Annotated in this window: 10 protein-coding genes and 1 pseudogene; 4 read left to right on the top strand and 7 right to left on the bottom strand. The window is 37.5% G+C overall.

The window, feature by feature from the left end:
- Positions 1-91 precede the first annotated feature (91 nt).
- Positions 92-3364 (bottom strand): DEAD/DEAH box helicase, encoded by a 3273-nt coding sequence (locus LDX58_RS14560; protein ID WP_227937562.1) that lies wholly within the window; start codon positions 3362-3364, stop codon positions 92-94.
- A gap of 551 nt (positions 3365-3915) precedes the next feature.
- Positions 3916-4377 carry an SRPBCC family protein gene (locus LDX58_RS14555; protein ID WP_227937561.1) on the bottom strand — a complete coding sequence of 154 codons (462 nt, stop codon included), beginning with the start codon at positions 4375-4377 and terminating at the stop codon, positions 3916-3918.
- A gap of 399 nt (positions 4378-4776) precedes the next feature.
- Between LDX58_RS14555 and LDX58_RS14550 the strand changes: the two genes are divergently transcribed.
- Positions 4777-4980, top strand: a complete 204-nt coding sequence (locus LDX58_RS14550; RefSeq protein ID WP_227937560.1) for a hypothetical protein — start codon at positions 4777-4779, stop codon at positions 4978-4980.
- On the top strand, positions 4952-5977 hold the full coding sequence (locus LDX58_RS14545) for an MFS transporter (protein WP_227937700.1): 1026 nt from the start codon (positions 4952-4954) through the stop codon (positions 5975-5977). Before LDX58_RS14550 ends, LDX58_RS14545 begins: the two co-directional genes overlap by 29 nt.
- A gap of 612 nt (positions 5978-6589) precedes the next feature.
- On the opposite strand, the gene LDX58_RS14540 is transcribed toward LDX58_RS14545, so the two are convergent.
- Positions 6590-7441 carry a hypothetical protein gene (locus tag LDX58_RS14540; protein WP_227937559.1) on the bottom strand — a complete coding sequence of 284 codons (852 nt, stop codon included), beginning with the start codon at positions 7439-7441 and terminating at the stop codon, positions 6590-6592.
- Positions 7442-7673: 232 nt separating this feature from the next.
- Between LDX58_RS14540 and LDX58_RS14535 the strand changes: the two genes are divergently transcribed.
- Positions 7674-7868, top strand: coding sequence for an alpha/beta-type small acid-soluble spore protein (locus tag LDX58_RS14535; protein WP_227937558.1), 195 nt, complete (start codon positions 7674-7676; stop codon positions 7866-7868).
- A gap of 270 nt (positions 7869-8138) precedes the next feature.
- The gene (locus LDX58_RS14530) at positions 8139-9980 is read left to right on the top strand and encodes a cation:proton antiporter (RefSeq protein ID WP_227937557.1); all 1842 of its coding nucleotides are present in this window, start codon (positions 8139-8141) and stop codon (positions 9978-9980) included.
- Between the two features lie 382 nt (positions 9981-10362).
- On the opposite strand, the gene LDX58_RS14525 is transcribed toward LDX58_RS14530, so the two are convergent.
- The 4 genes and pseudogenes from LDX58_RS14525 to LDX58_RS14510 all read right to left on the bottom strand — a co-directional run bounded on the left by LDX58_RS14525 (position 10363) and on the right by LDX58_RS14510 (position 14387).
- Positions 10363-11094, bottom strand: a complete 732-nt coding sequence (locus tag LDX58_RS14525) for a YqcI/YcgG family protein (protein ID WP_227937556.1) — start codon at positions 11092-11094, stop codon at positions 10363-10365.
- A 455-nt stretch (positions 11095-11549) separates the two neighbouring features.
- Positions 11550-11829, bottom strand: a pseudogene (locus LDX58_RS14520) (catalase); the annotation flags it as partial.
- A gap of 200 nt (positions 11830-12029) precedes the next feature.
- Positions 12030-13724, bottom strand: a complete 1695-nt coding sequence (locus tag LDX58_RS14515; protein ID WP_227937555.1) for a methyl-accepting chemotaxis protein — start codon at positions 13722-13724, stop codon at positions 12030-12032.
- 336 nt (positions 13725-14060) lie between these two features.
- The gene (locus LDX58_RS14510; protein ID WP_227937554.1) at positions 14061-14387 is read right to left on the bottom strand and encodes a YnfA family protein; all 327 of its coding nucleotides are present in this window, start codon (positions 14385-14387) and stop codon (positions 14061-14063) included.
- Between the last annotated feature and the right edge of the window lie 341 nt (positions 14388-14728).

The raw sequence follows: 14728 nt of genomic DNA, 5'->3' as shown, positions 1-14728 counted from the left end.
GTTTCAAACAAGCATTAATGGGAAAGCCACTCACACCAACGCTTTAAAGCGTTGGTGTGAGTGGCTTTTTTTCAACCTTCAATAAAATCCCCTATATATTCAATATTTCCTTAATTTCTTGTTCGGTTATTTTTGATATAGCCTGATCTCCTGGTTGGACGACTGTTTCTATTAGTTCTTTTTTGTTTTGCTGGAGCTCATATATTTTTTCTTCTATCGTACCCTGTGTAATCAATCGGATCACTTGTACAACATTTTTTTGGCCCATACGATGGGCTCGTCCTGCCGCTTGTTCCTCAACCGCCGGATTCCACCAAAGATCATATAAGATAACAGTGTCCGCACCGGTTAAGTTTAGACCCGTATTTCCTGCTTTTAAGGAAATTAGAAAAACGTCACCATCCCCTTGATTAAACTGATCAACCATTTTGACTCTATCTATTGGTAACGTTTTACCGTCCAAATAAAAGAAATTTAAACCGGCATTTGTTAACTGGTCACGAATAATCGAAAGCATGCTAGTAAATTGTGAAAAAATCAACAGGCGTCTGCCGTTCTCCACGGCATTACCAACAATCTCCATTAATTGATTTAGCTTTCCCGAATCCCCTTTATAATCTTCCAAAAACAAAGATGGATGACAGCATAATTGGCGAAGTCTAGTCAAGCCAGCCAAAATTTTAATTCGGCTTTTTTGGAAGCCTTCCCCCTGGAGCGATTCTTTTGTTTCCTTTTGGATTTTTTCTAGATAGGCTAAGTACAGTTCTTTCTGCTGCTTCGTAAGTTCGGAATAGTTAACTGTTTCAATTTTGTCTGGCAATTCCTTTAGTACATCCTTTTTAACCCTTCGCAATAAAAATGGACGAATCATTTTCGCCACTTTTTCTGGTTCTAGCTGGCGAAATGCCTTCTGATTTGGGAAGAATTCAGGTATAACCGTTTGAAAAATAGACCAAAGTTCGTCAATAGAATTTTCAATCGGTGTCCCACTTAACGCAAAACACGTTTGCGCTTGAATCTCTCTGACCGCCTTCGCTGCCTTTGTTGCATGATTTTTAATCGCTTGTGCCTCATCTAAAATTAGTGTGCTGAATTCAAGATGATTATAGTGATCTATATCCTGTCTTAAGGTTGGATATGATGTGATCCATACATCCGGAATAACAGTGTTTCTGAGCATTTCAATCCGTTCTTGCGGAGTACCGTTCATCACTTCCACTTTTAAAGATGGGGCGAACCTTTCACATTCATTTTTCCAATTATAGATGAGCGATGCAGGCGCGACAATCAACGTTGGCTTCAAGTCTTTGTTCTCGTTTTTTTCTGATAAAATAAAGGCAATACTCTGCAACGTCTTCCCAAGACCCATATCATCTGCCAAGATGCCGCCGAGCCCATAATAGCTAAGTGCTTTTAGCCACTGGAAACCGTAGTTCTGATAGTCCCTTAATTCAGCCTGGAGTGTATCAGGAAGATCAAATTCAAGTTCTTCAGGGTTTTTCAGACGGTTTAATAACCTACGAAACTGCTTCCCATACTTGGCACTGCTTCCTATTCCCTTCACATTCATCACTTCATCAAGCTGCATTCCTCTGTATATCGGAAGCTGAAACGATTCCTTTTGCAGTTGTGATGGTTTAATGTTAAGTTCTTGAAACATATTTTGAATCGTTTGGAATTCTTCTGATTTTAATGAAACGAATGCACCATTTGGTAATCGATAGTATTTTTTCTTTTCAACAGCAAATTGCAGGATATTCTGGACCTCTTCCTGCTCGATTCCAGCCATATCAAAACTTACCTCTAGCCAATTGCCTGATGAGTCTATATCGATTTTGGTAACCGGTGCATGCCTGTCAGGTAAGACCAATGACTTAACAGCACCTGTCATGAAAATTTCCGCTTTGTCCTCAAGCCTTGGTACAATCTCATATAAAAACTCAAAAATGCTATCTTCGCCCTTTACATAGAGCAATTTCCCATTGAATCTAAGAGACGCAGATTCGATAACATCCATGATTGCCTGCTCCATCCCTGCATCTCTCATTAATATAGGGCTACCCTGTTCCGGTGTCACTTGTCCGAATGGGTCAATCCTATGTTCACCGTAATGGAATTCTATTGAAACATGAAGAAGGTCATCCACCTGGTCAACATAAACCTTTGCATGCAGAGGAAATTTCGCGATTTTGCTTGATACTTTATCGGCAATCTCTAATTTACCAATTTGATCAATTTTAGGTGCGACTTGAGAAAGAAATGGCTCAATTTGATCGTTGGCAATTGGTATTAAAGGACTGTTTGACAGGTTGACTAACTTTTTTAGTTCTTTAATGAATACCTGCTGCTCCGTTGGTATTTTATAAAAAGTACTAGCTTGAATGAAATATCCATACAAGTCTAGATATTTCATTGTAAGCAGCGCTGTTAAGTCCAGTTGAAATTTATCTTTCTGTCCTTTATCTAATTGAATAGAAAAGGGCAGTTCATTTTGACTGACTGTGATTTGATTAAAGACTTCAGCGCCACTTTCAAATCGAATTGCTCTGTTTTCCAAATTTGAAAGGAGGTCATCAGCAATCATCGGGGGAATAGTCAGCATGCGTTCATCAAGGGATCCTGAACTTCGATAAAAAGAAGAAACTTGGAATTCTTTATAGATCTCCTCATATTTTACGGCCTCTTGCAAGAAGTTAATAATCTCTTGATCTTCCCGTAAAAACTCTTGTTCTGTAGGATCATATGTAAAGGTTTTTGTAAAAGGATACTGCATCTGTTTTTCAATAGCCTTAACAAAATCCTTTATTTTCTTCACAACATACGTTCGCTTTTGTCCTACCTTCATCTCCAAGGTCAAGAACTGTTTTGCCGAGTAATACGGCTTATGTTCTTTAATAATCCACTCTACCATTAAAGGGTCCTTCACTCTTTCAACTTGTTCCAAACTCCCCTGTGAATAATTAGAAATAGTTTGAATGAATTGATTCGTAAGATGCTTTACATAAATGGCTTGTCTTGCTTGGCTTTGCCGTTCTTCTTCCTGTTGTCTCTTCTTCAGCTCTTCCTGCTTTTTTCGTTTCATATCAGAGAGCTTCTGATTACTTAATGAGAAACCAGGGTCACTATTGTAAATTTTTAAAAGTACCGCCGCGATATGTTTGCAAGGTTCTGAGTACTGATTAAAGGCCGGACAATTGCACTCTGATGAAATTTCATTGTCCTCTTCCTCAATCACTACTTGATAGACCTTTGTCCCTTTCACCTTTGCAGTCCAAATATTCCTTACTGGATCACAATACAAATCCCTGACACGACCTTCTTTATAGTAACCTTGTCCACGACGGAATGTAGTGTTTTTAAACATATCTTTATATCGTCGATTGCTAATAGATTTAACATTAATACACACCTCATAGTGATTATATCCTCTTTTAGTTTAAATAAGGAAGAACGATTTCATTAAAAATTTTATAATTAGCTTACTGTCAGCTAATCTCTGAAAAAATAAATACTATACTATTATACACTGGATTATTTATCAGTATAAGCTGTCATTTATATTTGTATAAAAGTACCTGCCTCCATTGCTTTAAAGCAATGGAGGCAGGTACTTTTATCGGACTCTATTCAATATCATCAGTAATAATAAAGAGTTAAACTCTTTCATAGTAATACGATTAGGTAGTTTCTTATGTTTGAACATACGCTAGCTCCATTCTGTTTTAACTAAGCTCTTTTAACCAAACCTACCACTTAACTAATCCTCCTTGCCTTTATCAGAAGGATGGGAAAATAACATTCGCCTCATCGTGTTCGACATTATGTTGTAAGTCAAGAAGCCTTAACAGCTTATAGAGAAACATTTGAGTGAGGCATCGTACGGACGACAGAAATAAATAATTGCTTACTACCTTCTTATCTAACGTCCATAGACTGACCTTCTTTTTCTAACACTTGGATCAAATTTTCTTTTAATTCTTCGCAATCACGTCGGAGCGTTTTTGTTAATACGACGTTTATCACCTTCGCAGCGAACCCTGTACCTGTCATATCCAGTTTGAATTCTACATCAGTTGTTTTCGGTCCTGTAGCCACAGCCTTGTACGAACCTTCTCCTTTTACACCCTCACTTTTAGCTTCTAAGGTGAAGGCAATATGTTCTGGTCTGTTTCTCTCTGTTACTGTTACAGTAAAGTCAACTGTTCGCTTAACGATTCCCATATCTCCCTTTAGAGCCCAAACCGAAACATTTTCATCTACTTGCTCAAAAGAAACATAACCAGGCATACATGTAGCCCAATTTTTCATGTTTTTAATGAATTCCCACATCGTTTCAATGTTACAGTGAATACTTCCCCTTTCGCTTGCTACCGGCATACTCCTAACCCCTTTCTCTAATGTAAAAATTTCTGTTTTCTTATCAAATGATCATATTCTTTTAGGCAATTAAACATTCATAGCTTTATGAGATGCATGTTTGTCTATGGTTATACACAAAAAAGTTCCTAAAACCCAAAGAAGGACTAACATTACTCCGATTTACATCTTCATCACATTTAGGACAACCAATGTATTCTTTAATAACAGCCGAAAAAATCTAGATTAGACTCTTTAGTTTATATAGATGTTTAAATCGTGATATAATTTTTGTGTTCTAAATATTTGAAAAAAATTACTTTAACGACAAAGCTTCCCAAGGATTTTTATTCTTTCTAGAAATGCAAAAATGTCAGATTTAGTCGCTCAGATAAAAACAATAGTAATGGGGTTAATAGCATGCAAACTTCTAAACCACGATTGTGGACAAAAGACTTTATTATCATTTGGCAGACAACTTTCTTACTTACTTTAATGTATTTTTTAACGATGACAACGATAACGGGATATGTAATAGAAAAGTTCGATACCTCCCAAAGTAAGGCAGGGCTTGCGGCTAGTATTTTCGTTATTGGTGTACTTACTCCGTTTATTTACGGGTAAGTACCTTAACATCATTGGAGGGAAAAAACTACTTTATATTGGACTTGTTTTAAGCTTTTTTGTCTCACTGCTTTTTTTTCCAATAGAAAACTTGAACTTCTTAATCTTTGTCCGTTTTGTTCACGGTGTTGTAATGGGTATAGCGCTGTCAGTTATGCAAATATCTGTTATGAACATGATACCCGTTAAACGACAAGGAGAAGGAATCAGCTATTATTCATTAAGTTTAATCCTTGCAACTGCCATAGGGCCCTTTATTGGTGTTTTCATTATGCAATTAGGAAATATGAGCATGATTTTTATCGTGTGTACTCTTTTGTCTATCATCTGTATCCTATTATCCTTATTTGTTTCAATCCCTAAAGTGGAGATGACAAGCGAACAACGCCAAGAAATGAGAGAGTTTAAGTTAAAGAACTTCATAGAAAAAAGAGTTCTTCCTATTACCTCCATGGTAGGGATATTATCCATATGCTACTCTGGTATTCTATCTTTTCTCGCTTCCTATTCAATGGAGATTCATTTACTGTCTGCGGCAAGTTACTTTTTTATTGTCTATTCTGTCTGTATTCTCATATCTAGACCCTTCACTGGCAGAATCCTTGATTCAAAAGGGGCTAATATTGTCATGTTCCCCGCTTTTATTTTATTTTCAGCGGGTTTAATTATTCTTAGTCAAGCGGACCACGGTATTACTTTACTAATAGCCGGAGCGTTAGCTGGACTTGGATTTGGTAATTTACAATCAGCGACACAAGCTATCGCATTAAAAAGGGCTCCCAGTCATCGGGTTGGACTTGCAACTTCCACCTTCTGGATTTGTTATGATTTAGGAATAGGTATTGGACCTTTCCTACTTGGGAGTCTCGTTCCATTCTTGGGTTATCGAAATTTGTATTTGACATTAGCGCTTGTCGTTATGGCTTGCACCTGTTTATACTATTTCCTCCATGTTAAGCAGAAAGCATTCAATAAGCAGATTACCAAGGTAAGTTAAAACATAAGCTTTTACCCAACAGAGACTGATCCGAGCTTTTAAAAAGGTGCCTGACTCACTGGCCTTACATGACTCAAGAAAATACCGTAGTTTCAAATTTTCGTATTTATACGCAGAAAAGTCCTCCTATTATAGAAAGGATTGAACTTGTTTTGTCTCTAAAACAGATCAGCCTTCTATATCAATAGGAGTTTTCACTTTGAGTGTGCTCCAAGTATACGGCACCATTCAAGTGAAAAGTAAGGTACATTAGCCGCTATTTCACCATCAATGAAGTATCCTACTTAAATGACGGCCATATCCCTTTAGAAATGTATAGAGAATAGCAGTTAAGAATTGGATCCTTCAGCGGATAGCTATTCTTGCTCGCGTTGAAGTGAACGGTCTTGCATATGGTTTGTATAAAATGTACGTAGGTTTATAGAAAACTTCACACATGTTTACGTTAAAAATGAGAAAGGCGAACAGGATACTTATTCGCCTCTCTTTTAACTATTGTCAACACCTACCCCTGGTGAGTTTGTTCTCTAGCACCTTGAAATTTGATTTAAGTCGAAAAGTTCTTCCATACTTGTGCTAATCATAAGTTTTTCAAATGATTGCTTCACTCTTTTACTGAAGCTGAATTGCCACGGCATAACCAGAAGCCGGTAGCGATTCCAAAATGCCACCATCTGTCCAAACTACTACTATATCGGATACATTTAATTGCTCTACTCCGATTGTGTTACCTTTGTTATCTTTAATCACCGTTGCACTATTGATCGAAACGTAAATTTGATCATCAATCAAGAGAACTAGGTTCTGTTCTTCACTTACCTCCATAATCTGGCCAACAATATAAGGTTCTCCTGTTGGAAGCCCGTTTTCATCAACTGAACCCATGACCCCTTCTTCTATTTTTATGAGTCCCTCACTTCCACCCGTTATTTCAGCGATCAGTTCTTCGTTTACATCTTCGAGTGCTGAGACATAAAGGTCGATTCGATTTTCCATTTCATTGATACCGAATGAAAGTACTTTTCGCTCCGTTACGATTAACTCCTCATGTGATGCATTTAATTGCTTTGCTACCTTTTCTAACGTTTGATACGAGTATGTGGCAGGCTTTAGTTTCACACGATACTCACCTTCACTACTGCCAGTTTGCTTCGAATACTCTTCTAGCTCAGCTGCAACGTCTTGATGTGAATACAATTCCTGAATCAAGATAACGAAATGTGTGAATGGTTCATGGACCAAATAAAGTCCTGAAAAAGCATTATCGTCTAGCTTCTCAGCAATAAAACTTCGAATGAGCTCAACAGCTTCCTCGTCAGTCACTGCCGCAATGGTCATTTCAACTTCTTCTGTTGGCGGTTTTTCTCCTTTGGGCCTTTGATCGGTTGCCCTATTATTTTCTACCTGTCCACATGAAGTAAGTAAAAATAAAAGTGTTGTAACCGTTATAAATATTTTTTTCACTATGTTCCCCTCCAGTAAAACTAGCCTATTCTTGGGATATTCTGTATCAAGTGTACTATTTATTAATTAGACGATTGTTTTTTTGTGAAAGTTACTTTAAATCTCTACTTTAAAAATACTGATACGTTAGAACCGTTTCATTTAAGGATTGTAATACGTTCAATGGGCAACCTATTATTGGGCATCTAATCGGTGTTCACAGTTCCTAAAATCGTTCAAAGAGGTGTTGGATATGGCTAGAAACAAATTGTTAGTGCCTGGTGTAGAAAATGCTCTCGATTCCATGAAACAGGAAATAGCGAATGAATTAGGAGTAGAGCTTGGAGCCGATACGACCGCTCGTGCTAATGGTTCTGTTGGTGGAGAGATGACAAAGCGTTTAGTCGCGATGGCAGAAGAACAACTTCGGAATCAAGAGCAATTTTAGTAATAGGAAAAGTGCCTGTCCCCAGTGCTTATATCAACAGGGACAGGTACTTTTTTTTAGGATAGCCGTTCTTTTTACAACCCACTTTTGTACTCTTAGGGGAGTTGGTCTCGCCCCTTCTGTTTGTATTACGGTAATTGAAATTCAAGATTTTCGAATGATGGCTGGCGGTTTCCAAAAAGATAAGCTTCTTGAGCGTTAATTAGAAGACAATTGTGTTATTTTAGTGATATAACCTTTTTAAGGATACTAATAAAAGATTTAGATAGGATGAGCTGTGTGGAATCTGTGTTATTTAGCATTATTTTAGTCATAGTTCTTGGTATTACTTCACAGTGGTTGGCATGGCGTATACAATGGCCAGCAATTGTTTTAATGTCAATTGCAGGTTTGATCGTTGGGCCTGCTCTTGGGCTATTAAACCCTGAACAACAACTAGGAGACCTTTATACCCCCATTATCTCTTTAGCGGTGGCCATTATTTTATTTGAAGGCAGTTTAAGCCTAGATCTTCGTGAAATACGAGGCATCTCTCATTCTGTTATTCGAATGGTTACGCTTGGCGCTTTTTTGGCATGGATGGGAGGAACGATTGCAGCCCATTATGTAGCTGGTCTTGACTGGGAAGTTTCATTCATTATTGGTGGATTGTTTATTGTAACAGGTCCAACAGTCATTATTCCACTACTCAGACAGGCTAAGCTTAGGCCTAGAGTAGCAACTGTACTCAAGTGGGAAGGCATTATTGTTGATCCAGTCGGTGTACTAGTAGCGTTGTTTGCTTACGAGATCGTCAAAGTGATTACTCATGAATCGATTCATGCAAATTACTTATTGCTTTTTTTCGGAGGTGCCTTATTTGCAACGGTGCTTGGATTAGCATTTGGACTTGCCATTAGTTATGCCATTGAAAAAGGTAAGATACCAGAATATTTAACAGCACCCGTTTTATTGGGTTTAGTAATCCTATGTTTTGGCATTTGTGAAGCAGTCATACATGAAACAGGTTTACTTGGTGTTACCGTGATGGGAGTGACATTAGCACAAACAAAGAAATATGTCTCTTCAATCGGGGAAATTCGACATTTCAAAGAAAATATATCTGTCCTACTCACTTCAACAGTCTTTATTATGCTAACCGCTTCTTTATCAAGGGAAACGATTATCGAGATATTTAGTTGGCCTATCATTAGCTTCGTTCTTATGATGTTATTTATTGTAAGGCCCGTTTCTATCTGGTTATCGACCATTGGAACAGAGCTGACCATTCAAGAAAAAACATTAGTAGCTTGGATTGCACCACGTGGGATCGTCGCTATAACAGTGGCTAGTTACTTTGCTTCATTATTGCTTAAGGATGGCTATGCAGATGCATCTTTACTTGTAACTTTGACATTTGCCCTTATCTTTATTACGGTATGCGCACATGGTTTTTCGATTGGTTATCTTTCTAAGAAATTAGGATTAGCTAGTTCAGAACCACCAGGTATTCTCATTGTAGGAAGTAGCAAATTTTCCATTGCTTTTGCCCAGTTTTGCAATAAGTTAGGTATTCCTACGTTACTTACAGACAGTTCAGAAGAACATATACAAGAGGCGACTAAACTCGGATTAAACACGTTTCACGGTGAAGTGTTATCAGAGAAAACTCAATTAACTGCTGATTTTAGCCAATATGAATATTTCTTTATTGCTTCTGATACATTTACGTATAATGCGTTAGTTTTCAGTACGTATGCACTACAATTTGGTCATGCGAATATGTTTTTATTGCCTACTTCTATGTCTAATCACCATAAGGACGATTTACCTCCATACATGAGGTCACATTTTCTTTTTGGTCCGAACGAAGTATACCAACAATTAAATTGGAAAATCGACAACGGCTATGTTTTCAAATCTATTAATATCCATGAAAAACATTTAATTGATAGAACTGAACTAGATAAGGACCAAACTGCACTTTTTGTTCGCCATGCTTCAGGCAAACTTACCTTTGCGACATTAAAAACCCAATTAGTAGCAGAAGCTGGAGATCAATTGATTGTATTCCAATCACCTAAATCATCTAGACCTGTTTTAAAGGAAACTTTTAAAAATGGAGGCTGTTGAGATTAATGATCTTACAGCCTCTTTTACAATGGTAAAAGCCATTATCAACTGACAGATTCCATATTTAGGAATTCATTTTAAGCCATTGAACAGCTTTAAGTTGGATACGGCGCCTGAATAAATCTTCATATTAAAAAAAAGATTGCCAACCACTAACCAATTTTGGAATAGAAGGTCGGCAATCTTTTTGATTTTCTGAAATACCTTATTCTTTTCATTAAAAAAGGAGGTCTATGAAGGAAATTTCATTACCGCTTTAAGTGAATTTCTTTCTCTTACCTTGATCTATTTAATTGCTAAAAGACAATCTGTCACGTTTAATAAACTGATAGTATGTAGGTCTTAACTTAGATTGTAAAGTGGATTTCGAGAGTTATTGTTTTTAGCTGTCTTTATGATGGAATGGACATTTCCCTTGAATTGGCTCGCTGTCATCGCCAATAAAGAATTGCTTCCACTCGTTGTGTTCGGTATCACCAAAGTGAGAAATATCGGGATGTTTCGGGAGATTATCCCACTTTTCAACCCGTTCCCTAACCTTTTCACGGGACATAATCCCACCTTTTTCCGTTCCTTCGAGCCCCTCAAAAATCTTCCGTGGTTGGAAACCAAGGACTAGGCTGTTCCCGAGATTACGCGTTTTTCGTTGTTTATAGGCGGGGGCATTTCCAAAAATAAAGATTGGTTCACCAGCAAAATGATAGTCCCATAAAAAATGCTCAGGATTCTTCGGTTTTTCCTCCGGCCAGTTCTTTTGATCATGTTCATGCAAGTATTGTAAGATGTCCCAAAACTTTTTACGGTAGTAATCAATGTCTCCTTCTTCCTCCTCAGGTTCAACAAAAACAAAAAGACCATGGCGAATGTACGGCGGTTCCTTAAACAACTTTAAGAAATCTGCCACAGCCTGTGGCAGATTTGACCAATCATCCCGTGTGATATAAGCATAGCGCAATTCGCCCTTATTCTCCGCCTTCATCCCAAAATAGCAAGGAAATGTCTTATTGGTCACGGTTTGATGAAAGATCTGATACTCGTGTATGACCCATTCAGGAACGATTTTTCGATCCGTCATATCTTCTTTTGTCAAAAGCTTCTTTAGTCCGGTCAACATATTCTATTTCTCCCTTTCTTTTCGCTATAACTATAAGTACCCGAAAAATGATTACTTAAAACTTCTGAATAAAGGTTCTTACAGAAGAAATCGTTCGAAAGTTGTAGTCTACATGGCCAGCTTTCTTAGAGAGTGTAGAAAATTGACCTTTGGCAGTCCATATTGGTCTCCTACATCTGCGCAGTCTCGATCACTTTTGAACTCATTCATAGAAGCGTAGATTAGATAGTTATTGAGCGTGAGCACATCGAGCTTACGCGCTTTATCTTCATAGCCGATGGCATCCTGAATAACGGCTACTTCTTCTTCTGAAACAATTTTTTAAAACAAATTGTGGTATGTGGTATTCTGTTTCATGAGGGCACCCCTTCTGTAGTTTGTTGTTGGCAAACTTTATTCTACAAGCAGGGTGTCCCTTTTGTGTATTCGTTTTTGGTTATTATTGGTTAATCAACACGTATGTATTTCTTCATTGAATCGTACACTTGAAATTCCCCATGAGCAATTGACAATTCGTTCAGGAATACGCTCATGATCAAAATGAGTCATTTTTTCCCGGAAATGAAAATCTTCCATCAACGTCGGTCCACGTTCACCTGCCTTTAAGGAAAATTCGTCCTCAGAAACTTTTACACCTTGATTGGTCGTTAGTTTTTTTCCCTGATCGTCGATTGTAAACTCTTCCAACTGTTCCTTTTTGACGTTGTTGTCTGTGCTTTTACGCTCATCCCTCATTTACAATCTTCCTCCCTTTTGGATAATAAATAATAGGTTAAAACTAATATATAGTCCGTTACCCGTATGAATGTGAGAGGAAACAAAAAAAGGTTCATGACCCCAGCACTTTAAAGTACTGGCGTCATGAACCTAATCTGTGATTTAATTTGACTATAAAAAGAGATAGATACCTAGCAGGCACCATCTCTTCTTAAACCCTACAATTTAAAATTACGTACTAATCCGTTCAGTTCCTCAGCCAATTTAGAAAGTTCATCTGATCTGTCAGCTACTTCTTCCATCGAGCTACTTGTTTGTTGTGTAGATGCAGAAGTTTGTTCAACTCCTGCTGCAGCCTCTTCCGCAACAGAGGCAATTTCTTCAATAAATGTACCCATTTCTTGACTGCTTGCAGACATGGTGGACAAATTACTCGTGATCGTTTGAATGTTACTAGACATTTCTTTAATGGCATTATCAATTTGTGTAAACGTCTCTCCTATAGTCTTAATTTGTTCCGTACCTTTTTCGACCTCTTGATACCCACCTTGTAAAGATTCAGCAACACCAGTCGATTCTTTTTGAATATTGCTTACAATGCCGGTAATGTCTGTGACAGAGACTGATACCTGTTCAGCAAGTTTCCTTACTTCATCTGCCACTACCGCAAACCCGCGTCCATGGTCGCCTGCACGTGCGGCTTCAATCGCAGCATTCAATGCCAAGAGTTTTGTTTGATCAGCGATATCTTTAATGACAGAAACTAGCTTTGATATTTCTTGTGACTGTGCATCTAATCCTTGTACCTTTTTAACGGATTGTTGTACGATCTTATCTATCATAGTCATCTGTTTAACGGATGCTTCCATCGATTGACTGCCTTCTCCTGTCATTTCTAATACTTTGTTAGACGAGTCATATATAAATTCCCCTTTTGAATTTGCCTCTTGCATTTTGGACAAGAACGTTTCCATAAGAGAAGAGAGATCTGCTGAGTTGCTTGCTTGTGATTCTGAACCAGATGCTAATTCTTGCATCGTAACTGCCACTTGTTGGGTACCTGCCTTTATTTCATTGGCAGATTGAGCCAGTTCTTCACTTTGGCCGCTAACCGTTTCAGAAACAGTATTGATTTGTTGTAACAAATGACGCATATTATCGTTCATTTCATTTGTTGCAACGACAAGCTGTCCAACTTCATCTTTCGACTTTGTTTTTAATGGTTTAAGACTTAAATCTCCATTTGCAATTGCCTTCATCCGTTCCATGACTACGTTAATTGGGTTAGAGATCATACGTGCAGTAACAAGTGCGGTAACTATACCAAGTACTACTACTAGAATTGAAACTACTAAACTGATAAATAATGTATTTTGACCACTCTCTATAATATGTTGACCTTCTTCTTCAATTAAGACCCTACGCTCTGTAGAAAGTTCCTCAAATCCATCCATAATTTCACGCGCTAATGGTTGAACGATTGTTTTCAAATTCTCCATTGCAATGTCTTCATTACCTTGGTCGTATGGTTCAAATACATCGGCAATAACAATTTTTCTCCACTCAATACTTTTATTAATTAGTTCCTTAACTTCCTCTGAGTTTGATTGTTCTAAAACAAGCTCTTGATATTGAACACTATCTTCCGTATACGCATTAAAATGATCCTTGAAATCTTGATCGCCAAACAAAACGTATCCTCGTGTTAAAGCGATACGTTGCGCCATGTTAAATGCTAACTGTTCGTCAGCAACTAATAGTGGAAGTTGTGTATCCATCATATCTTCTGTAACTGAATTAATCTTATTAATTGAAAAATAGTTATATACTCCTAAAATAAGCACCAATATAATAACTAGACTGAAACCAAACAATATTTTCGCTTTTATACTATTAAAATCTAATTTCTTCAATGTGTTTGTTCTCCTTATTATGTAATTATGATGTTTGATGGTGTTTGGTTACTTCCCTTTTTATAAAAGACTTCACATTAAACTTCTTTGCTCCTGCCTGTATCGCTTAAACGACCATCCACTGGCTTCTAATCGTCGAGTACATGATCATAGTCGCATTTCTTCATGCTTTGATCGGTTTGTTTCTTGCATGGTGCTATTTGACTAAGTCTAGTTGTCTTATACTTTTCTATCGTAACTTGTCTGTTTCTCTGCATTACCTATCTAGCGCCTGATTGTTGAGGACCTTTGCTTAAACATCCTCATGACAAACGCCCCGTATTTTAATAAAAAAATTTATTGACGTGGTGCAAACAACATCACGGAAACTCCTATAAGACATATTCCTGCACCAACCCAATCATATAAATCAGGTGTTTTTTTATCAATGCCCCATCCCCATAATACAGAAAGAACAATAAATACTCCTCCGTAAGCAGCATATACTCTACCGAATGAAGGGAAGGTTTGAAATGTAGCTATAACACCATATAAAGCCAAAGCAATTCCTCCGAAAACACCCCAATAGAATGGCTTTCCTTCTCTTAACCATAGCCAAATAAGATAGCCGCCACCAATCTCGGCAAGTCCTGCAAATATAAATAAAACTATTGCATAAATCATGTAATACACATCCTTAAAAACTTAACTAACATAGTAATTTATAACGAGTAACCTACCCCATTTTAGTTGACATTGATCAGCTACCTTCTATGTAAGCAGCAGTAATCTAACTAAACACACTAAAAACCTCCCAAAGTTTGGAACGAGGAAGGGTATTTATCAGGCTTACTTTTAGTATAGCATGAAGCATTTTAACTTTTTATGAAAAATGTTGACTATTTGCTAGTTTCGATAAACAAGGAAGCTTTATGACTCTAAAAACCAACATTCACCTTATCTATTCGAGCTTGTTCAAAAAGGGAAGACCACTCTTTTTGAACCTATAGTATCCTCTCTCCTAA

Source organism: Alkalihalobacillus deserti (genome assembly GCF_020734105.1).
Taxonomy (GTDB): Bacteria; Bacillota; Bacilli; order Bacillales; family Bacillaceae_D; genus Halalkalibacter; species Halalkalibacter deserti.
This window is presented reverse-complemented; position numbering and strand designations above follow the sequence as displayed.